At 38.7% G+C, this 25252-nt stretch carries 18 protein-coding genes; 7 read left to right on the forward strand and 11 right to left on the reverse strand.

What is annotated here, in order from left to right; all coding sequences use genetic code 11:
- Positions 1-184: 184 nt before the first annotated feature.
- Positions 185-1645 carry a TrkH family potassium uptake protein gene (locus tag ACWPWK_RS01800; RefSeq protein WP_109372145.1) on the reverse strand — a complete coding sequence of 487 codons (1461 nt, stop codon included), beginning with the start codon at positions 1643-1645 and terminating at the stop codon, positions 185-187.
- Between the two features lie 271 nt (positions 1646-1916).
- Here ACWPWK_RS01800 and ACWPWK_RS01805 point away from each other — a divergent pair, with 271 nt between their 5' ends.
- On the forward strand, positions 1917-3074 hold the full coding sequence (locus ACWPWK_RS01805) for a pyridoxal phosphate-dependent aminotransferase (protein ID WP_109372143.1): 1158 nt from the start codon (positions 1917-1919) through the stop codon (positions 3072-3074).
- Positions 3075-3172: 98 nt separating this feature from the next.
- Here the strand turns inward: ACWPWK_RS01805 and oppF are convergent, their stop codons facing one another.
- The 9 genes from oppF to nirB form a co-directional block, all read right to left on the reverse strand.
- Positions 3173-4180: a murein tripeptide/oligopeptide ABC transporter ATP binding protein OppF gene (gene oppF, locus ACWPWK_RS01810; protein WP_109372141.1), complete on the reverse strand. Its 1008-nt coding sequence runs from the start codon at positions 4178-4180 to the stop codon at positions 3173-3175.
- The gene (gene oppD / locus ACWPWK_RS01815; protein WP_109372139.1) at positions 4177-5163 is read right to left on the reverse strand and encodes an ABC transporter ATP-binding protein; all 987 of its coding nucleotides are present in this window, start codon (positions 5161-5163) and stop codon (positions 4177-4179) included. The genes oppF and oppD overlap by 4 nt, the downstream gene beginning before the upstream one ends.
- Positions 5164-5173: 10 nt before the next feature.
- Entirely contained in the window at positions 5174-6082 is a 909-nt protein-coding gene (gene oppC, locus ACWPWK_RS01820) for an oligopeptide ABC transporter permease OppC (protein WP_100160272.1), read from the reverse strand.
- 18 nt (positions 6083-6100) lie between these two features.
- Positions 6101-7021: an oligopeptide ABC transporter permease OppB gene (oppB, locus tag ACWPWK_RS01825; protein WP_023581988.1), complete on the reverse strand. Its 921-nt coding sequence runs from the start codon at positions 7019-7021 to the stop codon at positions 6101-6103.
- A 79-nt stretch (positions 7022-7100) separates the two neighbouring features.
- Positions 7101-8738: an oligopeptide ABC transporter substrate-binding protein OppA gene (gene oppA, locus ACWPWK_RS01830; protein WP_109372137.1), complete on the reverse strand. Its 1638-nt coding sequence runs from the start codon at positions 8736-8738 to the stop codon at positions 7101-7103.
- Positions 8739-9009: 271 nt separating this feature from the next.
- Entirely contained in the window at positions 9010-10647 is a 1638-nt protein-coding gene (locus ACWPWK_RS01835) for an ABC transporter substrate-binding protein (protein WP_109372135.1), read from the reverse strand.
- Between the two features lie 652 nt (positions 10648-11299).
- Entirely contained in the window at positions 11300-12682 is a 1383-nt protein-coding gene (gene cysG, locus ACWPWK_RS01840) for a siroheme synthase CysG (RefSeq protein WP_109372132.1), read from the reverse strand.
- A 14-nt stretch (positions 12683-12696) separates the two neighbouring features.
- A complete protein-coding gene (gene nirD, locus ACWPWK_RS01845) occupies positions 12697-13041 on the reverse strand; it encodes a nitrite reductase small subunit NirD (protein ID WP_109372130.1) in 345 nt (114 codons plus the stop codon).
- The gene (gene nirB, locus ACWPWK_RS01850; protein WP_109372128.1) at positions 13038-15584 is read right to left on the reverse strand and encodes a nitrite reductase large subunit NirB; all 2547 of its coding nucleotides are present in this window, start codon (positions 15582-15584) and stop codon (positions 13038-13040) included. The genes nirD and nirB overlap by 4 nt, the downstream gene beginning before the upstream one ends.
- A gap of 328 nt (positions 15585-15912) precedes the next feature.
- Here nirB and ACWPWK_RS01855 point away from each other — a divergent pair, with 328 nt between their 5' ends.
- The 5 genes from ACWPWK_RS01855 (at position 15913) to ACWPWK_RS01875 (ending at position 20960) form a co-directional block, all read left to right on the forward strand.
- Complete coding sequence (locus ACWPWK_RS01855; RefSeq protein WP_109372126.1) at positions 15913-17478, forward strand: ABC transporter substrate-binding protein; 1566 nt, start codon at positions 15913-15915, stop codon at positions 17476-17478.
- A 76-nt stretch (positions 17479-17554) separates the two neighbouring features.
- Positions 17555-18598 (forward strand): ABC transporter permease, encoded by a 1044-nt coding sequence (locus ACWPWK_RS01860; RefSeq protein WP_109372124.1) that lies wholly within the window; start codon positions 17555-17557, stop codon positions 18596-18598.
- Positions 18598-19428: an ABC transporter permease gene (locus tag ACWPWK_RS01865; RefSeq protein ID WP_100160281.1), complete on the forward strand. Its 831-nt coding sequence runs from the start codon at positions 18598-18600 to the stop codon at positions 19426-19428. Before ACWPWK_RS01860 ends, ACWPWK_RS01865 begins: the two co-directional genes overlap by 1 nt.
- Positions 19421-20257 (forward strand): ABC transporter ATP-binding protein, encoded by an 837-nt coding sequence (locus ACWPWK_RS01870; RefSeq protein ID WP_109372122.1) that lies wholly within the window; start codon positions 19421-19423, stop codon positions 20255-20257. The genes ACWPWK_RS01865 and ACWPWK_RS01870 overlap by 8 nt, the downstream gene beginning before the upstream one ends.
- On the forward strand, positions 20247-20960 hold the full coding sequence (locus ACWPWK_RS01875; RefSeq protein ID WP_109372120.1) for an ABC transporter ATP-binding protein: 714 nt from the start codon (positions 20247-20249) through the stop codon (positions 20958-20960). The genes ACWPWK_RS01870 and ACWPWK_RS01875 overlap by 11 nt, the downstream gene beginning before the upstream one ends.
- Before the next feature lie 84 nt (positions 20961-21044).
- On the opposite strand, the gene ACWPWK_RS01880 is transcribed toward ACWPWK_RS01875, so the two are convergent.
- A complete protein-coding gene (locus ACWPWK_RS01880) occupies positions 21045-21689 on the reverse strand; it encodes a YchE family NAAT transporter (RefSeq protein WP_109372118.1) in 645 nt (214 codons plus the stop codon).
- A gap of 514 nt (positions 21690-22203) precedes the next feature.
- On the opposite strand from ACWPWK_RS01880, the gene adhE reads away from it, so the two are divergent.
- Positions 22204-24870: a bifunctional acetaldehyde-CoA/alcohol dehydrogenase gene (gene adhE / locus ACWPWK_RS01885; protein WP_109372116.1), complete on the forward strand. Its 2667-nt coding sequence runs from the start codon at positions 22204-22206 to the stop codon at positions 24868-24870.
- Positions 24871-25252 lie beyond the last annotated feature (382 nt).

Genomic DNA, 25252 nt, shown 5'->3' on the forward strand with positions numbered 1-25252 from the left:
CTTCATTTAAGGAGAGTTGATGTTCATCACAAAAATAGGAGAAAAATCGTTATTGTATTTGAAGTTATCTAATTTTATAGAATGGATTTTTAAGAAAGAATTTCTTTAGAGAAATTAATGATAATATTCTTCATCTTTTAAACCATGTTCATTTTTAAATCATAACGTTTATTTTAGTCATATTTTAATTACGCCAAAAGGAAGCAGATAATAAAACAAGTAGCGTATAAATTTCTAATCGACCAAGTAACATAGCAAGACACATTAAATATTTTGCACTGTCGGTAATTTCACCAAAACCAGCAACTGTTTCACCAAATCCCAATCCCATATTATTTAAACATGCCGCCACCGTGGCAAAAGCTGTAATTAAATCGTAGCCCATCATGCTTAAACACCAAATAAAAAAACAAGCGCAGAGTGTATAAAGAAAAAAGAAACTCCAAACGGAATTAAGGAGTCGAGAAGTTATAATACTGTCGCCGACACGAACGGAACTCACTGATTTTGGATGAATTAATTGATGAATTTCTTGGCGACTCTGTTTATAGAGAATTAAAAATCGAATAGCTTTAATTCCACCACACGTCGAACCAACACAACCACCAAAAAAACTAGAAAATAGTAAGAGAACAATAATATGTTGTGGCCATTGAGCATAATCTGCTGTTGCAAGCCCGTTGTCAGTGATCATCGAACTGGTTAGAAAAAAAGAATGAATAAAAGCATCCGGGAATGAATACATATTACTGCGCCATGTTTCAAATGTGATCAAACCGATAACTAGCAATGCCACTGTAATAAAAAAACGAAACTCTGGATTGGTTAATAATGGTCGTAAACTAAATTTAGCTAAGGATGCAAAATAGAGGGTAAAATTGACTGCTGAAAGGAGTGAAAATAGTCCTGCAACAAATTCAATTTTTACGCTATTAAAATAGCCAATGCTTTCGCTATATGTTGAAAATCCGCCTAAAGACACAGTCGATAAACCATGACAAAGCGCATCAAAAAAAGACATTCCTGCTATTTTAAACGCGATAATACATAAACTACCTAGCAGAATATAAGTAAACCATAAATTACGAGCTGTACTTGCTAAGCGAGGCGTTAACTTTTCTTCTTTAAATGGCCCAGGCATTTCAGATTGATATAATTTCATGCCCCCAATGCCTAATAAGGGAAGAACGGCAACAGCCAGTACAATAACACCTAATCCTCCAACAAAATTTAACTGTGCGCGATAGTAAAGAATAGATTTAGGTAAATCAGTCACATTGTGAAAAACAGAAGCGCCTGTGGTTGTTATCCCTGACACTCCTTCAAAAAGCGCATCAACAAAGCGCATATTAAGTTGCTCATTCAGCCATAAAGGTAATGTGCTAATTAAAGAAAATAACAACCAAAACAAGGCAATAATAATAAATCCATCTCGTGTTTTCAGCTGAATATCTTTTATTTTTGTTTTCAGCCAAATAAATAAACCTCCACAAAAAAAGATAAAAAAACACAATGCAAAAGAAAATAGACTTTGCTCTTTTTCATATAGTGCAACCAACATAGGCGGTATCATTGTTAAGCTATAAAGAACAATGAGAAAGCTACAAAGATGCACAATGATTTTAAAATGATTAGATACACGCATAAATGATGATGCCCAGTCCGCTACATTAAATGTTCAAAATTGACATAATTCAGTATGGCTTATCATTATCAATAATTTTTCTTTTTATTTTAAATTGATAACTGACAAGTTTACTCCCTACTCATTCTTTTTTTCAATGACAGAACTTTTCCCCCCAACCCAAAAAGTGAATTTATAATCACAAATACAACATAATTATTTACTTCTATCTTTTTTTTAGTAATCTATAAGAACTAATAAAACATAGAATAATTCACTTGGGAAACATAACATGAATCGTCGGTCATTTTTAACTTCATCCAGCTTAGTGATTGGTGGTCTTTCATTAAGTTCATTTGTTAGCTCTGCTTATGCCAATGAAACACTAAAAAATAAATTGGTATTTAATGCAGAAAATCCGTTACTGCTAAATTTTAATGAAAATTCACTTGGTATGTCGCAAAAAGCGAAACAGGCTATTATTGATGCTTTACCTAATGCCTTTAGATATCCAGACGATGCGCGTAGCGCATTAATTAGCGAATTAGGGAAAGAATTTAAACTTTCAGATAAGCACATCACCTTGGGAAATGGCTCATCTGAGACAATTCAAGCAGCCGTACAATTTGTGGCAAATAAAGCACAAAAAGAAGGTAAAGCGGTTCAACTTATTGTTCCTGATCCAACATTTAACTATGCCGAACTTTATGCAGAACCTTTAGGCGTAAAAATCGTTAAAGTACCCGTTGATAAAACACTGGCGTTTGATTTAGCAACCATGCAGAAAAAAGCGCAAGAGTTTGATGGTATTAGCATGGTGTATTTATGCAATCCGAATAACCCAACAGCGATGTTAACGCCAACGGCTGCATTGACGAATTGGGTAAAATCAGCCAAAGAAAATGTCTTTTTTATTATTGATGAAGCTTATGCGGAATTTGCTTCAACGCCTGAATTTACCAGTGCGATTGCATTAGTTGAAGCGGGTTATAAAAACCTAATTGTTGCACGTACTTTCTCAAAAATTTACGCATTAGCAGGGCTTCGTGTGGGTTATGGTGTTGCTGTACCTGAGGTTATTGCCGATGTTGATGTGTTTGTTTCCATTGATAATACCAACACCGCGGGTGCTGTTGCTGCATTAGCCTCATTAAAAGATAAAGCTTATGTGGAATATAGCCGTAAATCGATTGATGTTTCTCGTCAAATGGTTGTTGATGTCTTAAAAGAGCTGGATATTGAATATGCACCTTCTTATGCGAACTTTATATTCCATAAAGTGAAAGGCGATGTAAAAACCTATCAAAACAGAATGAAAGAAGCGAATATTATGGTTGGTCGTGAGTTTCCACCTGCTTTGGGTTGGAGCCGTTTAACTTTAGGCACACCAGAAGAGATGAGCTATTTTGTTTCTACATTAAAAGCCTTTAGAACTAAAGGTTGGATTTAATCTGATTTGGTGATCTTTCGATCCATTAATAAATAGAATGCCCTTGAAAATAAAACTTCAAGGGCATTTTTTCTACTTTACTTAATCATTCAATCGCCTTAAAGCGGATCGACTTTTAAGCAAGAGACTGCATGGCGGAAGCTCCCTTCTAATAAAGGGCGTGTTTTGGCACATTCTTCATCTGCCATAGGGCAACGTGTACGGAATATACAACCTGATGGTGGATTAATCGGAGAAGGCAATTCCCCTTCCAATAAATCGATATGCTTATTGCGCTCTTTATCAGGATCAGGAATAGGCACCGCTGACATCAACGCTTTGGTATAAGGGTGTAATGGATGATGATAAACTTCATCATACGTTCCTAACTCCACTGCATGCCCTAAATACATCACCAATACACGATCTGAAATATGTTTTACCACCGCTAGATCATGGGCAATAAAGATTAAAGATAATCCCATCTCTTTTTGAATATCTTTCAGCAAGTTAACCACTTGAGCCTGAATTGATACGTCTAATGCTGAAACGGGTTCGTCACAAATCACTAATTTAGGTTCTAAAATTAACGCGCGAGCAATACCGATACGTTGGCATTGTCCACCTGAGAATTCATGTGGGTAACGGTTGATTAAGTTTGGCAATAATCCGACTCGCATCATCATTGCTTTCACTTTTTCAACAACTTCAGCCTGTTTCATTTTAGGGTGATAGGTTTTAAGCGGCTCCGCAATAATATCACCAATGGTCATTCTTGGGTTTAAGGAAGCCAGCGGATCTTGGAAAATCATCTGGATATCTTGGCGAATATCGCGCCATTGTTTATTTCCCATTCCCAATAAATTATTGCCTAACCAAGAGACTGTACCACCAGAGGCTTTAACTAAACCAATAATGGCGCGAGCAAAAGTCGATTTACCACAACCAGATTCACCAACAACCCCTAATGTTTCACCTTCATATAAGCGTAGTGTGACACCATCAACGGCTTTTAGGCTTTTTTTCGCTTTCCAAAACCACTGTTTATTATCTTGAACATCGAAATAAACTTTTAAGTCATTCACTTCAAGAATAACTTTTCTATCTTGTAACATGGCTTGAGTCATACCAATTCCTCCACCGCTTTAAAACAGGCACGTAGTCGGCCTTGTGCGAATTGCTCTAATTGAGGTTCACTCGTTAAGCATTGCTCTGTTGCATACTGGCAACGAGGTTGGAATGGGCAGCCTTTTGGTAAACGTAATAAATTAGGCGGATTTCCCGGAATGGTTGCTAGTCGTTCATCTTCACCGTCTAAGCGAGGAACAGCCTGTAACAATCCGATAGAATATGGATGTGATGGTTGATAGAAGATATCACGCGCTTTACCGTACTCCATGGTACGTCCTGCATACATCACCAATACTTTATCGCAGATACCCGCAACAACCCCCAAGTCATGAGTGATCATAATAATCGCGGTGTTTAAATCATTCTTAAGCTCATTGAGTAAGGTCATGATTTGCGCTTGAACCGTCACATCAAGTGCGGTTGTCGGTTCATCAGCAATTAAAAGTTTAGGCTTACACAGCAATGCCATTGCAATCATGACTCGTTGGCGCATACCGCCTGAAAACTCATGAGGATACATACTCATTCGTTTATGAGCTTCTGGCATTTTTACTGCATCTAACATGCGTACTGATTCCGCATAAGCATCATTTTTGCTCATGCCTTTATGCAACATTAATACTTCAATAAGCTGCGCACCGACTTTCATATACGGATTTAATGAAGTCATTGGATCTTGAAATATCATAGATATTTCTTCAGCGCGCATTTTATTTAATTCACTTTGGCGAAGGTTTAAGATCTCACGACCATTAAAGTTTGCGCTACCCGCTGTGCGACCATTTTTCGCTAATAATCCCATTAATGCGAATGCCGTTTGGGATTTACCTGAGCCAGATTCACCAACGATCCCGAGGGTTTCACCTGCGGATAATTCAAAGTTAAGCTTATTAACTGCGGTAACATCACCATCCGGTGTACCAAAAGTCACACAGAGATCTTTAACACTTAATAACGACTTGTTTGTTGTATTTGTCATTTTGTTCTCCTTAACGATCTTTCGGGTCTAATGCGTCACGTAAGCCATCACCGATAAAGTTAAAGCAAAACAGTGTGACAACTAAGAACGAAGCCGGGAAAAGTAACAACCAAGGAGAAACTTCCATTGAGTTTGCACCATCACTTAATAGTGCTCCCCAACTACTTAATGGTTCTTGTGTTCCTAAACCTAAGAAGCTTAAGAAGGATTCAAATAAAATCATACTAGGTACTAATAAAGAGGCATAAACCACGACCACACCCAGTACGTTAGGTACGATATGTCTTAACACAATATTGCGTGATGACACACCACAAACTAATGCGGCTTCAATAAACTCTTTACGTTTTAGACTTAAGGTTTGTCCTCTTACGATACGCGCCATATCAAGCCAAGATACCATCCCGATAGCAACGAAAATCAGTAAGATATTTTGACCAAAGAATGTCACCAATAAGATAACAAAGAACATAAATGGGAATGAGTTTAAGATTTCCAGTAAACGCATCATCACAGAGTCAACACGTCCACCTATATAGCCTGCCATTGCACCATATAGCGTACCGACAATAACGGCAACAAAAGCGGCCGCAATACCGACCATTAATGAAATACGTCCACCAATCGCAACACGGACTAATAAGTCACGCCCAGATGAATCAGTACCAAAATAGTGAGAAGAGGCAAAATCAGGTGCCATTGACATCATCTCCCAATCGGTATCGTCATAGACAAAAGGCGATAACATTGGGGCAAAAATGACAAATAATAAAATAAAGAAAAGTAATATAAGGCTCGTAATCGCCGCTTTATTGTGCATAAAACGACGACGAGCGTCTTGCCATAAACTACGGCCTTCAATATCTAGCTGCTCCGAGAAATTCCCCAGAGCTTCGCTGTTTTCCTTCAGTGATAACATAACGCGCTCCAGTATCTATTAGTAACGAATTTTCGGATCAATAACGGCATATAAAATATCGACAATCGCATTAAAGAAAATTGTTAATGCACCTACGATAATGGTTAAGCTTAATACCAATGAGTAATCTCGGTTTAAAGCACCATTAACGAATAATTGTCCGATACCCGGCAATCCAAAGATGGTTTCAATAACCATTGAGCCCGTAATAATACCGACGAATGCAGGCCCCATATAAGAGATAACAGGTAGCAACGCAGGTTTTAAAGCATGACGCAGCACAATTCTTTTCATCGGCAAGCCTTTCGCTTTTGCCGTTCTGATAAAGTTTGAGTGTAATACTTCAATCATTGAACTACGGGTAATACGCGAGATACTGGCAATATAAGAAAGCGACAGTGCAATCATTGGTAGCAACATATATTGCACCGCACCGCCATTCCAGCCACCAGCTGGTAGCCACCTTAAGGTAATGGCAAAAATAAGTACAAGCAGTGGTGCAACAACGAAGCTCGGTATTACAACCCCCGTCATGGCAAAAGTCATGACGGTATAATCCCATTTGGTGTTTTGATTCAGTGCGGCTATCACGCCTGCCCCCACACCTAAAATCACGGCAAAAATAAATGCCGACAGCCCTAATTTAGCTGAAACAGGGAATGCTTTACCGACTAAGGTGTTTACACTGTAGTCTTTATATTTAAAAGAAGGCCCTAAATCCCCTTTCGACAATTGAATTAAATAATCGAAGTATTGTTTATAAATGGGATCATTTAAGTGATATTTCGCTTCAATATTTGCCATGACCTCTGGTGGAAGTTTCCTTTCCCCTGTAAAAGGGCTACCAGGTGCTAAGCGCATCATAAAAAACGAAATTGTTATTAGAATAAATAGAGTCGGTATCGCTTCTAAAAAGCGACGAAAAATAAATTTGAGCATTGCCCGTTCCTATAACACAAACCTATTCAGGCGTGACGATAAAAAGACCTTGCCTTAAAAAAGACAAGGTCTCGCCCGATTACTTAGCAATAATGTACAAATCTTTAGTATGTAAATTATCTAATGGATCTTTACCTGAATAACCACCCACATAAGGTTTAACTAAACGGGTGTTTACATAGTAGTAAAGTGGAACAATGGCCGAATCTTTATCTAATACACCTTCAGCTTTTTGATAAATAGCGGCACGTTCGTCATCAGATTTCACACGTAAAGATTCTTTGATCAATGCGTCAAACTCTGTGTTTTTATAGTGAACAGTATTATTACTGCTGTAAGACAGCATCATGTTCAGGAATGAAGAAGGTTCGTTATAATCTGCACACCAGCCCGCACGCGCAACATCATAAGTTCCTTGGTGACGTGTATCTAAGAACGTTTTCCACTCTTGGTTTTCAAGAGACACATCTGCACCTAAGTTTTTCTTCCAAATTGAAGACGCAGCAATTGCCACTTTTTTATGAAGATCTGAAGTATTGTACAGAAGTTTAAATTTCAGTGGGTTCGCTTTGTTATAGCCCGCCTCTTCTAACAATTGACGTGCTTTCTCATTGCGCTGTTCTTGTGTCCAAGTTGCAAACCATTCTGGTTTACTCTCTTTAATTCCGTCTGTAAATGGCGGAGTAAAGCCGTAAGCAGGGATATCACCTTGGTTTTTCACTTTATAAGTAATGATATCTCTGTCCATTGACAGTTTCAGCGCTTCACGAACACGAGGATCATTAAACGGTGCTTTCTCATTATTAATTTCATAATAATAAGTACATAAATATGGGCTTATACGCAATTCATCTGGGATCTCTTTTTTCAGTTTTTGGAAAAGTTCGATCGGTAAATTGCTATATGTCATGTCGATTTCACCCGCACGATAACGGTTTACGTCAGTGACTTCTGATGAGATAGGTAAGAACGTAACTTTATCAATAACAGTATTTTTGTTATCCCAATAAGTTGGGCTACGTTCTAAAACAATACGTTCGTTGACGGTCCAGTCTTTTAAATTATAAGCGCCGTTACCGACGAAGTTAGCAGGTTGTGTCCATTTTTCACCAAATTTTTCAATCACTTTTTGGTTAACTGGCGACATGGAGGAGTGAGCTAATAATTTTGGTAAATAAGGCACTGCTTCAGATAAAGTGATTTCTAATGTGTTGTTATCTAATGCCTTAACACCTAATTCTGTGGCTTTTTTCTTACCTGCAATAATATCGTCAATATTCACGATATGCGCATATTGCAGATAGCTTTCATAAGGAGATGCAGTATTAGGATCTGCTAAACGTTGCCAGCTATAAACGAAATCTTGTGCTGTAACAGGTTCACCATTTGACCATTTAGCACCTTCACGAATTTTGAATGTCCAAACAGTAAAATCTTTATTTTCCCAGCTGGTTGCAGAGCCAGGTAAAATTTCCCCATTTGGACCAACAATAGTAACGCCTTCGAAAAGATCACGCGCTAATGCAGACTCAGGTACACCTTCGATTTTATGAGGATCAAGTGATTGTGGTTCAGAGCCGTTATTACGTACGAGTACTTGTTTTTCAGCTAATTTTACCCCGTCTGGAACAACAGCGGCATTAGCCGTTAGCGCTGACAATCCAAAGATTGCGCTTATTGCAATCGCCAACGCACTCTTTTTAGTTAAATTACTCATCTTATAAAATACTCCCAGTTAGTGAGCTGGTTGTTAGACAACCATTCTGTGATGTTCAGTTGTGTTTTAGAACGGTTTACACAACTTATTGTTTTTACAAAAAATAAATCAATCTTGCTTATTTGCTATCAGTGCTTAATTGCCTGATAGCATTATAATTTTTTTATGCCGCTATCTTTTTTGTGTAGCTTTTTATTAGTTAACTACTTTTTAAGTCACTTTTAATAATTCAAATCACACATAACTATAGAATATCGATAATTTACCAGTTTTAGTTATCTGCCTTTATAAAATAGCGCTTTAAGTCCGTATAATCAAAGGGGTCTTTGCCTGTAAATCCACCTACTTTTGGACTAACTAATCTAACACTGACACGATAATAGACAGGCACTATCGCCGAGTCCTTGTCTAGCAAGGCTTCAGCGCGCTGATAGAGTTGATGGCGAGCCCCTTTATCAACAGCAATTGAGGCATTATTTAATGTATCATCGTAATCATTATTTTCATAAAAGACGGTATTCAGACTACTGGTGGAAAGAAACGAGTTTAAAAACGAGGTAGGTTCATTGTAATCTGCACACCATGTTGCTCTCGCGACTTGGTAATTTCCTTGGTTACGGTTTTCTAATGCCGTTTTCCACTCTTGGTTTTGCAACGTCACATTGGCACCAATACTTTTTTTCCACATTGATGCTGCCGCTATTGCCTGCTGTTTATTTTGATCTGACGTATTGTAGAGCAAGGTAAAAGTCAGAGGATTTTGACCATCAAACCCCGCTTCTTTTAATAATTCACGCGCTCTTTCATTACGTTGCTGTTGTGTCCAATAAGCCCATTTAGGCGGTTTAAAATTACCATTGCCGATAAAAGAGGGAGTAAAAGAATAAGCTGGTATTTGTCCTTGTCCCATTATTTTTTCAGCAATGACTTCTCTATCAAGAGTCAATTTCACGGCTTCTCGAACACGAGGATCATCAAAAGGGGCTTTTTTATTATTTAATTCATAATAGAAAGTACATAAATATGGTGTGACATGTAAATTCTCTGGCTGCTCTTGCTTCATTTTTCTATAAAGAACAGGAGGAATAGCGCTATTAGTGATATCTATTTCACCGCTACGGTAGCGATTTATATCACTGGTTTCTGAACTAATTGGTAAAAATGTGGCTTGCTCAATAATGGTGTTTTTATTATCCCAATAAAGTGGATTTCGTTTTAAAGTCACCTTTTCATTCACCACCCAATTTTCAATAACATAAGCACCATTACCGACAAAATTTTCAGGACGAGTCCAATTCACGCCATATTTTTCAACAATCTCTTTTTTAACTGGCTTTAACGGAGTATGGCTGACCATATCGACTAAATAAGGGATTGGCTTGGTTAAATTGACTTGCAAAGTGTGAGCGTCTATCGCTTTCACACCTAATGTTTCAGGGGATTTTTTGCCACTAAGAATATCTGCAACATTTTCAACATAAGCATATTCGAGATAACTGGCATAAGGCGAGCCTGTTTTAGGATCTACCACTCGACGCCAGCTATAAACAAAGTCTTCAGCTGTAACTGGTGTGCCATCACTCCACTTTGCGTCTTCTCGCAAATAGAATGTCCACACCTTGTTATCATCAGTTTCCCAGCGTTGTGCAACACCAGGCATACTTTCACCATTAGGTCCAACGTAGGTCAGCCCCTCTAATAAATTTAAAATAATATTAGTTTCTGGTGCGCCTTCTACTTTGTGCGGATCAAGTGATGAAACTTCAGTACCGTTATTAATCACAATATTCTGTTGTTTTGCCAGAATAGTACCTTCAGGAAGAGTGACCGCATGAGAAAAAAAGGAGGTTAATACAAGTGACATAATACTGAGTGGAAACACTGTTTTTAACGTAACTTTATTTTTCATGGGTACCTCTCCTAATAAACAATAATTTATAGCGGGGTCGCTCAATTAACGATATGTATCGTTGTTAAATTTTGATTGTAATATTTGTGGCTCTCAAACGTTTTAAAGATATTAATAAGATAAAAATGATACCAACACTCTTCTTTTTTACACTTATCGTAAATTTTGTCAATTAATGCGGTATTCTTATCACTTAACTTTATTGAGCCCTCTAGAGTTCTATCCTGAGAAAATAAAAAATATATATCGAGAGAAGCAAAACAACAAATAAACATTAAATTAACATCATGCAAGTTTTATAGATAGAAAACCTACTTAGCTCACAAAATTAATATAATTAGGATGGGTTTTATCCGACTTGCAGAACTTTATGATGCTTTATTTGTAAAGAGTTTCTCTTTGAAATTAATTAAAAATAACAATAAATTCATCTTTAGACTGAATAACGATTCTAGTCTAAAAATATTTATAGATTATTAAATATTCAATTTTATTATTTGTTTTTAAATTTTAATCTAAATGTTTAATTGAAATGTAATTAAACAATTTTTCATTTATATTTCTATGTGTTAGATAAAAAAACCTCTTTAATATACATATCGAATATTAAAGAGGTTTTTAATTTAAAAATGATATCATCAATTCTTTTCAGCTATTTAGCCGATTTGGATTGAAACCATTGTAGCTTCTCATTCAGAGTGACAACCTCTCCCACAATAATCAGTGCAGGGCTTTCCATTGTTTCTGCCATCTCTGCCAGTTGGCGTAATTGACCAACAATCACTTTTTGTGTGGTTAAAGTGCCCTTTTCAATAATCGCAATCGGCATGGTTGTACGCATATTTTGGCTAAGTAGCATTTGCTGAATATAACGGGCTTTACTTAATCCCATATAAAAGACTAACGTTTGGTTTTCTTGTGCAATACATTGCCATTCAGCCTCGTTTAATCCTTTGCCATGCCCAGTAATAAAGCGGACACTTTGTGCATAATCTCGATGCGTTAAAGGAATACCCGCATATGTTGTGCAGCCTGAAGCAGCGGTAATACCGGGGATCACTGAAAAGGGAATATGATGTTCAATCAAGGCTTCTAGCTCTTCGCTACCTCGACCAAAAATAAAGGGATCGCCCCCTTTTAATCTCACCACCCGTTTTCCTGCTGCGGCTTCTTTGATTAAAATTTGATTGATTTCATCTTGAGGAACACAATGAAAACCCGCTTGCTTACCAACATAAATACGCTGTGCATCTCTGCGGACTAATGCCATTACCTCATCAGATACTAATCTATCGTAAACCACCACATCAGCTTGCTGGCACTGCTGTAACCCTTTAATAGTCATTAGCCCAGCATCACCCGGCCCTGCTCCGACTAAAACAACACTGCCTTGAGATTGCTGATTTTCAGATAATAGCGCGCTAATACGTTGCTCAATACCACCGTCTCTTTGTGCTTCTATTTCAGCTTGTAATGATTTATCTGCAAAAAATTGCTCCCAGAAATAACGTCTTGCACTTATGGATGAAAAACGTTGTTTTACTTCTTCTCTTAATTTTCCAGCAAGTTTCGCTAATGTACCGAGATAATTTGGGAGTAGTTGCTCAATTTTTTCTCGCAAAATACGTGCTAGCACAGGGGCTTTTCCGCCCGATGAAATAGCCACCACAATAGGAGAACGATCGATAACAGAAGGCATAATAAAGCTGGCTTGTTCTGGTGAATCTACCACATTACAAAATATCTGTTTCTCTGTCGCGGATTGAAAAACCTGTTGATTCACTTGCTCACTATCTGTTGCCGCAATAACAAGCCACTTACTTGATAGATGATCCTCAGTAAATACACCAGTGATGCAGTTTAGTTTTTGCTCGGAATGCCACTGCATAAACTGCTCTGTAAACGAAGGTGCGATAACAGAAATAATAGCACCCGCCTCCATAAGCAATCGGGCTTTACGTTCAGCAATCTCACCCCCTCCCACTAATAAACAAGGTTTATCTTTGAGCTGACAGAATATTGGAAAGTAATCCATATTCATTCCCCTGTTTATTGAGATGATTCATTACGGCCGCGTACGCTGACAGTATTGCCTTCAACCTTGACGTCAAAATGGGTGATCGAGAAACGCTCATCTTCAAGGCAAAAACCATCCGTTAAACGAAAATGCTGTTTTTTCAGCGGACTGACGATATACAACTCATTTTCATGTTCAGCGATCAGCCCTCGAGATAAAACACTCGAATGTGCAAAGGGATCTATATTGCTTAACGCATATAAACGTGCATCAGAATAAGGACGAAATATGGCAACGTGATCTTGTTCCACCAGCGCACAAACACCTGTTCCTGGCGTAATGTCATCTAATTGGCAAACAGCTATCCATTGGCTCATGATTGCGCCTCCTCAGTGACCATTTTGATATCAATACGTTCATGTAAACGTGCGGGACGGTGTTGAAAACGTTCTTTTACCGTTTGCACAGTCGGATCAGGCATTGGATTATTAATAAAGTGGGCAAAACGTTTTAATGCTTTTGGAGAATCAACTGTTTCTTTCCATTCACAAGCGACACGTTCTTGTAAGGCTTTCAGTTCTTTTTCTAACTGTGCATTTAAGCCTAATTTGTCGTTAATAATGACATCACGTAAATATTCAATACCGCCTTCTAAATTATCTAACCACACTGAAGTGCGTTGCAGTTTATCGGCGGTACGAATATAAAACATCATAAAGCGGTCGATATAATGTACTAAAGTTTCTTCATCGAGATCAGATGCAAAGAGATCACCATGACGTGGCTTCATACCGCCATTTCCACCAAAATAGAGGTTCCAACCTTTATCTGTGGCGATAATACCAACGTCTTTTCCTTGCGCTTCAGAACATTCACGGGTGCAACCTGAGACACCAAATTTCATCTTATGAGGTGTTCTAATACCTTTATAACGATGTTCTAACGCGACACCCAAACCGACACTATCACCAACGCCAAAACGACACCAACTGCTGCCCACACACGTTTTTACCATGCGCAGTGCTTTCGCATAGGCATGACCTGTTTCAAAACCCGCAGCAATCAGTTTTTCCCAAATAGCGGGTAAATCCTGTTTATGCGCACCGAACATCGCCATGCGTTGCGAGCCAGTAATTTTGGTATATAGATTATATTCTTGAGCAATTTGCCCAATAGCAATAATGCCTGCGGGTGTAATTTCACCACCTGGAGAGCGAGGAATAATGGAATAAGTCCCATCTTTTTGCATATTCGCGAGGAAGTTATCATTAGTATCTTGCAGAGAAACTAAATCATCACGCAAGATATAATCATTCCAACATGAAGCAAGTAATGAACCCACTGTAGGTTTACATACTTCACAGCCATAACCTTGACCATGTTTTTTCAATAGTTCATCAAAACTTTTCAGGCCTTCTACGCGAATAAGATGATAAAGCTCTTGGCGAGAATAGTGAAAATGCTCACAAAGATGGTGATTAACTTCGATACCTTGTTTTGCTAATTCTGCATTTAAAACTTGAGTCACCAATGGAATACAACCGCCACATCCCGTACCCGCTTTGGTTTCTGCCTTAATAGCAGCGACTGTATGACATCCTCGTTCAATTGCTTGAATAATGTCGCCTTTTGTCACATCAAAACAAGAGCAGATTTGTGCAGTTTCAGGCAAGGAATCTACACCTATTGCAGGCTTACTTCCTGCATGTGCAGGTAAAATTAAGGAGTCTGGATGCTCGGGTAATTCAATGGTGTTCAGTGATAGTTGTAAAAGATTGCCATAATCTTCGGTATCGCCTACTAATACTGCGCCTAGTAGGTATTTGTTATCTTCACTGACAATCAGGCGTTTATAAATTTCTTTGCCTTCATCGAGATAAATATAACTACGACACCCTTCTTGACGACCGTGAGCATCACCGATACCGCCCACATCAACACCAAGAAGTTTTAATTTTGCGCTTAAATCGGCGCCTTGGAATACAGAGTGATGACCTAATAAATTATCAACCGCTACTTGCGCCATTTTGTAGCCCGGTGCAACTAAGCCGAACGTTTTATTTTGCCAAGATGCACATTCACCAATAGCGTAAATATCAGGATCGGTTGTTTGGCAATAATCATTAATAACAATGCCGCCTCTTGGCGCGATATCTAAATCACATTGGCGAGCTAATTTATCTTTTGGGCGAATACCTGTGGAGAACACAATAAAGTCAACTTCAAGAGAAGTACCATCTGCAAATTGCAGTGTCTTACGTGCGCTTTCTCCCGTCGATAATATTTCTTGTGTATTTTTAGACGTATGCACTTTTACACCCATACGCTCTATTTTTCGCTTAAGCTGCTCTCCTCCTAATGAATCAAGCTGTTCTGCCATTAATGTTGGTGCAAACTCGATAACGTGAGTTTCAATACCCAAACTTTTTAGCGCACCAGCGGCTTCTAAACCTAAAAGCCCTCCACCAATCACCGCCCCTTTACGACTAATACGTGCACAAGATTCGATTGCATTTAAATCTTCAATAGTCCGATAGACAAAGCAATCTGATGAGTTATTTCCCTTAATTGGAGGAACCCATGGATAAGAGCCCGTTGCCATCACTAACTTATCGTAACTAACACAACGCCCTGTATTAGTGTGAACCACTTTTTCATCACGATTAATGGTAATAACACGCTCACCAATTAATACTTCTATTTGGTGTTTTTCGTAATAGCTTTGTTTAACTAAAGAGAGTTCTTCTGCGGTGTGATGGGAGAAATAAGAGGAGAGATGGACTCTATCATATGCAACGCGAGGTTCTTCACAAAAGACGACAATATTAAATTCTTCATTGCCACCTTTATCAATCAACTCTTCGATATAACGGTGCCCCACCATACCATTACCGATGATTGCGAGTGTTTTCTTGCTCATTTTTGCCTCAGATTTAAAGATTTCTAAGGCTAAAATACGAAACTACTCATAAGGGATATTGATGAATATCAAATACAGCTTAATCAATTCAGCTACTACAACTTAATAGTCAATGGGTTACTACTAAAGGAGTATTTCATCATCCTATTCTTGCGGTTAATTATTCTTCTACCATAATTAATTTTAGCCACTTATAACGAAGAGTTATATGTAAGCGTAATTAAAACTTTGCGCATTGGTCACGTTTTGCCTAAGTTAATTTCACAAAGTAATAACTAATAAGTTATTGACATAACGACTTTAGCTACACCGTTTCAGGGAGCGTCTCATGAAAGCAAAATTATTATCATTATTCGTTGTGGGTGCCCTTTCCGTACCGGCATTTGCAGCAACACCTGCTAATACCTTAATTGTGGTACAAGGGCTTGATGATATTGTCAGCCTTGATCCTGCTGAAAGTAATGAGTTATCGAGTATTCAGACTGTACCGAGTTTATACCAACGTATTGTTCAACCTAATCGTGATAATCCAGAAATTAATGAACCCATTTTAGTTGAAAGTTGGCAAGCAAATCCTGAACAAAAAACAATCGTATTTAAAATTAAACCCAACGCAAAATTTGCATCGGGCAACGCTGTGCGTCCTGAAGATATTATCTTCTCTTATCAGCGTGCGATCACCATGAATAAATCACCTGCCTTTATTCTAAATGTCTTGGGTTGGAAAACAGATAACATCAATTCGTTACTAAAAAAAATCAGTGATAACGAATTGGAAGTACGTTGGACTGCCGATGTCAGCCCTGATGTTGTACTAAATATCCTTTCAACCCCGATTGCTTCTATTGTTGATGAAAAGCTGGTTTCTGCTCATGTTAAAAATAATGACTTTGGTAATAGCTGGCTAAAAATGAATTCAGCAGGAAGTGGTGCTTACAAAATGCGCGCTTATCAACCGCGTCAAGCCATTGTGTTAGAAGCTAACCCACTTTCACCAACTGGCGCGCCTAAAATGGCAAATATTATTATTAAAAACGTGCCTGATCCCGCATCTCGTCGCTTACTAATTGAAAAAGGCGATGCAGATATTGCACGCGAATTAGGCACAGACCAGACTGCTGCATTAGCAGGAAAAGCAGGGATCAAAATTTTAGATATCCCTTCTGCTGAACAAGTGTATATGGCGTTTAATACTGCCAGTGGAAATCCTGCACTGAGTAACCCTGCTTTTTGGGAAGCTTCGCGCTATTTAATTGACTACAAAGGTATTACTGAAGACTTAATGCGTGGTCAGTATTTTATTCACCAAAGTTTTTTACCTGTGGGTTTACCGGGCGCATTAAAAGATAATCCATTTACGTTTGATCCAGAAAAAGCCAAAGCAATTTTAGCTAAGGCAGGCATCACCAATGCACGCTTTACGTTAGATGTAGAAAATAAAGTCCCTTACATTACTGTGGCACAATCCATTCAAGCCAGTTTTGCTCAAGCAGGTGTACAAGTTGATTTATTACCTGCTGCGGGTAGCCAAGTGTATAGTCGTGTGCGCGCTAAACAACACCAAGCAGCGATCCGCTTTTGGATCCCTGATTATTTTGATGCTCACTCAAATGCCAGTGCCTTTGCTTATAATGACGGGCAATCCAACACTGTTGCTTGGTTAAATGGCTGGAAAATTCCTGAATTAAGTCAGCAAACATTGGCAGCACTTAATGAAGCGGATAAAACAAAACGTCAATCGCTCTATACTGAAATGCAAAAAGAGTTACAACGTAGCTCACCTTATGTGTTTATCGATCAAGGTAAAAACCAAATCGTCATGCGCGATAACGTCAAAGGTTATGCGCAAGGTCTAAACGCAGATATGGTCTATTATGACAAAGTAACTAAGTAATATTTTTTCTGAAACCATCCACAGTCATGTTACTGTGGATGGTCTATTTTTTGTCATTTCACTAGGCTATTGCTGTATGAATACTGCTATGACGTTACCTTTTCGTCTAAAAGGTCAGTTAATTACCTTTGCTCAAGGAATATTGACACTGGTGCTGACTCTTTTAGGGCTTCTTGTCATCACTTTTACGCTTTCTGCACTTTCCCCCGTCGATCCTGTTTTACAAATTGTTGGTGATCACGCAAGCCTCGAAACCTACAACCAAGTAAAACATGAGTTAGGGCTGGATTTACCTATCTACATGCAGTTTTTTCACTATGTGGAAGCACTGCTGCAAGGACATTTAGGTACCGCGACATCAACAGGCCAGCCTGTTCTTGATGATTTGTTAGCGACGTTCCCCGCGACATTGGAATTAGCAACTGTTGCATTACTGATTGGCGCCAGTCTCGGTATTTTATTCGGCGTTTTATGTGCGCGATTTGTGGGAACTCCCCTCGATTTTATTTTACGAATTCTGACGTTATTAGGTAGTTCAGTCCCTATTTTCTGGCTAGGTTTGATTTTGTTATTGATCTTCTATGCCACATTACAATGGACTGCTGGCCCCGGGCGACTAGACGATATCTATCAATTCACCATTGAACCCATAACGGGTTTTGCATTAATTGATACATTATTAGCTGGCGATAAAGATGCTTTTTTTAATGCGTTATCACACCTGATTTTACCCGTTTCTCTATTAGCGTATTTTGCCCTTGCTTCTATCACTCGCTTAACTCGCTCAGCCTGCTTAAACGAGATGAATAAAGAGTATGTCACGTTAGCAAGAGCAAAAGGCATTGGCGAGTTGCGTATTCTTTTTTATCACGTACTGCCTAATATTCGTGGTGTTTTAATGACTATTATCGCCCTGTCTTACACTGGCATGTTAGAAGGTGCCGTATTGACAGAAACGGTCTTTTCTTGGCCAGGAATTGGGCGATATCTCACAACAGCGCTTTTCGCGGGTGATACCACAGCCATTATGGGCGGTACTTTAATTATCGGTTTATGCTTTGTCTTTATTAATAATGTGACCGATATCGTTATTCGTTTGACTGATCCGAGGCTCCGCTAATGTCATCCTCATTTTTAAGAAAAATAGCGCGTTCGCCTTCCGCATTTATCGGTTTATCGTTGCTTATTTTACTGTTAATTATTGCTATTTTTGCACCTTGGTTAGCCCCTTATGATCCAAATTGGCAACATGCAGCCCAACGTTTATTAGCGCCCAATGCTGAACATTGGCTAGGCACAGATAATTATGGGCGCGATATTCTTTCTCGCCTTATCTATGGTACTCGCCCCATGCTAGGTTTAGTGGGGCTGGTGGCACTAATTACGTTACCTTTAGGATTATTGATTGGGATTTTATCTGGATATTACGGTGGTTGGACTGAACGTATTTTAATGCGCTTCACCGATATTGTGATGTCAATGCCTTCTCTTATTCTCGCTTTCGCTTTTGTCGCAATGTTAGGCCCTGGCCTACTCAATGGTGCATTAGCACTGGCTTTAACTGCATGGCCAGCTTATGCGCGACAATCGCGCAGTGAAATTCAACATTTACGCAATAGTGATTATCTTGCTGCGGCTGAAATGATGGGAATTAAGGGTATCCGACTGTTATGGGGACATATTTTACCCCTGTGTTTACCTTCAGCCATTGTTCGTTTAGCGCTGAATTTAGCGGTGATTATCCTCGCGGCAGCAGGATTGGGTTTTCTGGGATTAGGCGCTCGCCCACCGATGGCGGAATGGGGGGCAATGATCGCAGAAGGCATGCCTGTTATTTTTGATCAATGGTGGGTTGCCGCTATTCCGGGTACAGCAATTTTAATCAGTAGTCTGGCATTTAATTTATTGGGTGATGGATTACGCGATGTATTGGGAGATACCCATGAATAAAACACCATTAATTGAAGTAAATAACCTCTGTATTGATTTCCCAAAGGCAAGAGTGGTCAATAATGTCTCTTTCACTTTAGGGCAAGAGCGTTTGGCAGTTGTTGGCGAATCAGGCTCAGGCAAGTCAATGACCGCTCGTGCATTAATGGGATTAGTTCGTCAGCCGGGAAAAGTCAGCGCAGATAAACTAAGCTTGCAAGGAAATAATCTATTGGATTTCTCGTCTCGCCAATGGAATAACATTCGAGGTAATACAATTTCAATGGTACTACAAGATCCTCGTTACGCCTTAAATCCTGTAAAAACCATTTATCAACAAGTAGAAGAAACCGTAAAACAGCATCAAAAACTTTCGCGCCAAGATAGACGCCAACTTATCATCGATACACTGCTGTCTGTTGGTTTACCTGAACAGAATATTTATCGCTATCCCGGTGAATTATCAGGTGGTATGGGGCAACGAGCAATGATAGCTATTGCGCTAATTAATAACCCTACTATTTTAATTGCCGATGAACCGACATCGGCACTTGATGCTCAGCTTCGTCATCAAATCCTTGAGCTAATCACCACACAGTGTGAACAACGTAATATGGGCTTATTGCTAATTAGCCATGATTTGCCCCTTGTTGCCGAATATTGCGAACGTGTCATGGTGATGTACCAAGGCGAACAAGTCGATGAACTTAATGCCAAAGACTTACCTACCGCCACGCATCCTTATACACGTACACTTTGGACATGTAGACCCAATGCAAGCACTTATGGCACTCAATTGCCTGTATTAGATAGAACGATTAATTTCAAGGGAATACATCATGCTAATTGATATTCATGATTTACATGTTCAATTTGAGCAAGGTAAACAAGCAAAGCACGTTGTAAAGGGAATTAATTTACATGTTCAACAAGGTGAAACCTTTAGCTTAATAGGTCGTTCTGGTTGTGGAAAGTCGACTGTTTTACGTGTGATTGCTGGATTATTGCCCCATTGGCAAGGTAATATATCGCTTTTAGAGCAAACTATTAAACCTCAACAACGTTTTCAAGGGACATTACGCCGTAATATACAAATGGTGTTTCAAGATCCCTACGCCTCTTTACACCCTCAACACCGTATTGAACGGGCGTTTTCTGAGCCTTTAAAAATCCATCACATTCCTTTTGACAAAAATACGATTGAGCAAGCATTAGCCCAAGTTGGTTTGCCTGCGGATGTAACAAGTCGTTATCCTCATCAACTTTCTGGTGGACAGCGCCAACGTGTCGCCATTGCGAGAGCCCTTTTATTACAACCTCAATTATTACTTTTAGACGAGCCAACTTCAGCACTAGATATGTCAGTACAAGCCGAGATCTTAAATCTGCTTAACACACTGAAAAAAGAGCATAATATGACATATTTATTAGTAAGCCATGATGCCGATGTGATTGCTCATATGTCTGATAGAGCCGCACTCATGGAAAATGGTGAGTTAACACAACATTATGATCGAGAAGCGTTATCAAAAGGGATACATCGTCTTGATTGAAATAAAAGAAAAACAGATGTGAAGAAAGGAGCAGAGCAGTATTTGAGTGATTCATACTGCTCTTTTAATAGCGCTGCGCTGTGTTTACACTAATAAGCCCGGGAAAATAGAACGTAATCCGGTCACAATAAATTCAATACCTAACGACATTAATAATAAGCCCATTATACGAGTAACCACGTTAATGCCTGTTTGCCCTAAATATTTCACTAATAATGTTGCACTACGGAAAAGTAACCAACAACAGAATGCAAAAAAGATACTGGTTGCGGCTAATCCTAAAAAGTTAGTAAAGCCTTCCCAGCGAGAGCTCCACACAATACAAGAACTGATTGCTCCAGGCCCTGCCATTAATGGTAATGCTAAAGGCACAACAGCAACACTATTACGTACTGCGGATTCGTTTCGTTCTTGATTGTTTTGTTTATCTTCCCCTAAACGCCCATTTATCATTGTCATTGCAATAGTAACAATCAGTATTCCCCCTGCTATACGAAACGAGTCGATAGAAATACCGAAAATACTCAGTATAGAATCACCGATTAACAGAGAAGAAACTAAAATAATTGCAACGGAGCCATTCGCAATTAAGTTTGTTTTGTTACGCCCTGCATCAGTTTGATAACTCGTCATACTGATAAAGACAGGCAAAATACCAATTGGGTTTACAATCGCAAAAAGACCGACAAAAAATTTAATATAACCGGATAAATCCAGCAGTGACCCCATGAAAAGCCCCTTCTTGGCTAATAAACATGCGAATTATTCTATAAAAGATAGAGTAACTCCAAAAAATGCGCGTTACTTTAAATCAATAAACCAGTTAATTCTATTAGTTAACAAGTTTTTACCTAAAATATTCTCTTGTAAACTGATCAAAACCTAGTGGTTTAATTTTATATCGAAATAGAGTATACGACAAAAAAATCGTTGAATATTTATTTCATATAAGAATCATTCTCATAAATAGCCTTGCTGAAAGGTGTCAGCTTGCTAGTTTTGTGATATACATCACGTTAATTAATTAGAAAGATGGTAAGCTGTTACCATTCGAAGAAAGAGGGTTACTTCGAAAATATATTTACCTTTATTATTGTTTTTTTTAAGTTTTTTAAGCAAATTATGCCCTCTTATAATTATTACTGAAATAAGCACATTATCATCTATCTAAGCTATTCTTATTAGTTATGGCGATAACGGCTAATTTGCTTAAAAAATTTAACATTTTATCAGGAGTCTCTTTATGTCTGTAACTAACGTTACTGAACTCAATGATTTGGTTGCTCGTGTAAAAAAAGCTCAACGTGAATTTGCTAACTTCTCTCAAGAACAAGTTGATGCTATTTTCCGTGCTGCTGCATTAGCTGCCGCTGATGCCCGTATTCCTCTTGCAAAATTGGCTGTTAAAGAGTCTGGTATGGGTATCGTTGAAGATAAAGTGATTAAAAACCACTTTGCTTCTGAGTACATCTACAATGCGTATAAAGACGAAAAAACCTGCGGTATCTTATCTGAAGATCTGACTTACGGCACAATAACCATTGCTGAACCTATTGGGATCATCTGTGGTATCGTACCAACAACTAACCCAACTTCTACTGCGATTTTTAAAGCATTAATTAGCTTAAAAACACGTAATGGTATTATCTTCTCTCCACACCCTCGTGCAAAAGAAGCGACAAACCGTGCAGCTGAAATCGTCTTAAATGCAGCTATCGCTGCTGGTGCACCAAAAGATATTATTGGTTGGATTGATGAGCCTTCTGTTGCCCTATCTAACGCGTTAATGCACCATGATGATATTAACCTGATCTTAGCGACAGGTGGTCCAGGCATGGTTAAAGCAGCGTATAGTTCTGGTAAACCAGCTATCGGCGTTGGTGCAGGTAATACACCAGTGGTTATTGATGATTCTGCTGATATCAAACGTGCAGTGGCTTCAATCTTAATGTCTAAAACTTTCGATAACGGCGTAATTTGTGCATCAGAGCAATCTGTTATCGTTGTTGACAGCATTTACAAACAAGTTCGTGAGCGTTTCTCAACTCACGGCGGTTACATGCTGACAGGTAAAGAATTAAAAGCTGTTCAAGACATCATCTTAAAAGATGGTAACTTAAACGCAGCTATTGTGGGTCAACCTGCAACAAAAATTGCTGAAATGGCTGGCATTGAAGTACCTGTAAATACCAAAATTTTAATTGGTGAAGTCAAAGAAACAACAGAAGCAGAACCCTTTGCTCACGAGAAATTATCTCCGCTATTAGCCATGTATCATGCTCAATCGTTTGAAGATGCGGTGCTAAAAGCTGAAAAATTAGTTGAGATGGGTGGTATCGGTCACACTTCTTGCTTATATACAGACCAAGATAACTGTCCTGAACATGTTGCCTACTTCGGCGACAAAATGAAAACATCTCGTATTTTAATCAATACTCCAGCATCTCAAGGTGGTATTGGTGACTTATACAACTTTAAGCTTGCTCCTTCTCTAACATTAGGTTGCGGTTCATGGGGTGGTAACTCCATTTCTGAAAACGTAGGGCCAAAACACCTTATCAACACTAAAACCGTGGCGAAAAGAGCAGAAAATATGTTGTGGCATAAACTTCCAAAATCTATTTACTTCCGCCGTGGTTGTTTACCTATCGCTCTAGAAGAGATTGCGACTGACGGTAAAAAACGTGCCTTTATCGTGACCGACAGTTTCTTATTCAACAATGGTTATGTTGATGAAGTCACTCGCGTACTGAAAAAATTTGGCGTTGAAACAGAAGTATTCTTTGAAGTTGAAGCCGATCCTACATTAAGTATTGTGCGTAAAGGCGCAGAACAAATGAACAGCTTTAAACCTGATGTGATCATCGCATTAGGTGGTGGTTCACCAATGGATGCGGCGAAAATCATGTGGGTTATGTATGAACACCCTGAAACTCATTTCGAAGAATTAGCATTACGCTTTATGGATATCCGTAAACGTATTTACAAATTCCCGAAAATGGGTGTGAAAGCACAAATGGTTGCTATCACAACAACATCAGGTACTGGCTCTGAAGTAACGCCATTTGCGGTAGTAACTGATGACGAAACAGGCCAAAAATATCCATTAGCAGACTATGCATTAACCCCAGATATGGCTATCGTTGATGCAAACCTTGTTATGAATATGCCTAAATCTCTGTGTGCATTTGGTGGTTTAGACGCTGTAACTCACGCATTAGAAGCCTATGTTTCTGTATTAGCGAACGAATATTCTGATGGGCAAGCACTGCAAGCATTAAAATTACTGAAAGAATATCTGCCTGCAAGTTATCATGAAGGCGCAAAAAACCCTGTTGCTCGTGAGCGTGTTCATAATGCGGCAACTATTGCAGGTATTGCTTTTGCTAACGCATTCTTGGGTGTTTGTCACTCAATGGCGCATAAATTAGGCTCTGAGTTCCATATTCCTCACGGTTTAGCTAATGCGTTATTAATTTCAAACGTTATTCGTTATAACGCTAATGACAACCCAACAAAACAAACTGCATTTAGCCAATACGACCGTCCTCAAGCACGTCGTCGTTATGCAGAAATTGCTGATCACTTAGAACTTTCAGCACCGGGTGACCGTACTGCTGCTAAAATTGAAAAATTGTTAGCTTGGTTAGAAGAAATGAAATCTTCATTAGGCATTCCATCTTCTATTCGTGAAGCTGGCGTCCAAGAGAGTGATTTCTTAGCAAGAGTTGATAAATTATCTGAAGATGCGTTTGATGATCAATGTACTGGTGCTAACCCACGTTACCCACTGATCTCTGAACTGAAACAACTGTTATTAGATTCTTATTACGGTCGTGAATTTAATGAGCATCCAGTTGTTGAAGTAAAAGAAGAAGCAAAACCAGCTAAAAAAAGCAGTAAAAAATAATCGAAACACACTGTGTTAATGTGATCCTCGATATTTCGGTTATTTGTTCTTAAATAGAAACCCAGTCCTATGGCTGGGTTTTTTTATGGCTGATCATTTGTTTATATGCATTTTGCTACTGATTTCTGAGATTGAGGAATAAGGCGGGAGAAGTCACTATTCAGTCATAAATTATAGGTATTTACACCTAGTTAAAAAGTTTGGTTTTTACTATAAAAATAGTGTCTTCCTTTACACGTTCATAATTAGCTCTAAAAAAGACGCTGAACAACTTATCATTCAAGTCATACCATCGCATTACCATATTATAAAAAATGCCTTATAGATGATTACAAGACGCATCAAACTCTTTTCCTCTTTCATTAGTTGGTATAATTATTTC

It is taken from the genome of Proteus sp. Marseille-Q3619 (genome assembly GCF_965283115.1).

Coding starts and splice junctions, on each gene's coding strand:
- ACWPWK_RS01800 (WP_109372145.1), bottom strand. CDS start 1,645: ATGCGTGTATCTAATCATTTTAAAATCATTGTGCATCTTTGTAGCTTT.
- ACWPWK_RS01805 (WP_109372143.1), top strand. CDS start 1,917: ATGAATCGTCGGTCATTTTTAACTTCATCCAGCTTAGTGATTGGTGGT.
- oppF (WP_109372141.1), bottom strand. CDS start 4,180: ATGACTCAAGCCATGTTACAAGATAGAAAAGTTATTCTTGAAGTGAAT.
- oppD (WP_109372139.1), bottom strand. CDS start 5,163: ATGACAAATACAACAAACAAGTCGTTATTAAGTGTTAAAGATCTCTGT.
- oppC (WP_100160272.1), bottom strand. CDS start 6,082: ATGTTATCACTGAAGGAAAACAGCGAAGCTCTGGGGAATTTCTCGGAG.
- oppB (WP_023581988.1), bottom strand. CDS start 7,021: ATGCTCAAATTTATTTTTCGTCGCTTTTTAGAAGCGATACCGACTCTA.
- oppA (WP_109372137.1), bottom strand. CDS start 8,738: ATGAGTAATTTAACTAAAAAGAGTGCGTTGGCGATTGCAATAAGCGCA.
- ACWPWK_RS01835 (WP_109372135.1), bottom strand. CDS start 10,647: ATGAAAAATAAAGTTACGTTAAAAACAGTGTTTCCACTCAGTATTATG.
- cysG (WP_109372132.1), bottom strand. CDS start 12,682: ATGGATTACTTTCCAATATTCTGTCAGCTCAAAGATAAACCTTGTTTA.
- nirD (WP_109372130.1), bottom strand. CDS start 13,041: ATGAGCCAATGGATAGCTGTTTGCCAATTAGATGACATTACGCCAGGA.
- nirB (WP_109372128.1), bottom strand. CDS start 15,584: ATGAGCAAGAAAACACTCGCAATCATCGGTAATGGTATGGTGGGGCAC.
- ACWPWK_RS01855 (WP_109372126.1), top strand. CDS start 15,913: ATGAAAGCAAAATTATTATCATTATTCGTTGTGGGTGCCCTTTCCGTA.
- ACWPWK_RS01860 (WP_109372124.1), top strand. CDS start 17,555: ATGAATACTGCTATGACGTTACCTTTTCGTCTAAAAGGTCAGTTAATT.
- ACWPWK_RS01865 (WP_100160281.1), top strand. CDS start 18,598: ATGTCATCCTCATTTTTAAGAAAAATAGCGCGTTCGCCTTCCGCATTT.
- ACWPWK_RS01870 (WP_109372122.1), top strand. CDS start 19,421: ATGAATAAAACACCATTAATTGAAGTAAATAACCTCTGTATTGATTTC.
- ACWPWK_RS01875 (WP_109372120.1), top strand. CDS start 20,247: ATGCTAATTGATATTCATGATTTACATGTTCAATTTGAGCAAGGTAAA.
- ACWPWK_RS01880 (WP_109372118.1), bottom strand. CDS start 21,689: ATGGGGTCACTGCTGGATTTATCCGGTTATATTAAATTTTTTGTCGGT.
- adhE (WP_109372116.1), top strand. CDS start 22,204: ATGTCTGTAACTAACGTTACTGAACTCAATGATTTGGTTGCTCGTGTA.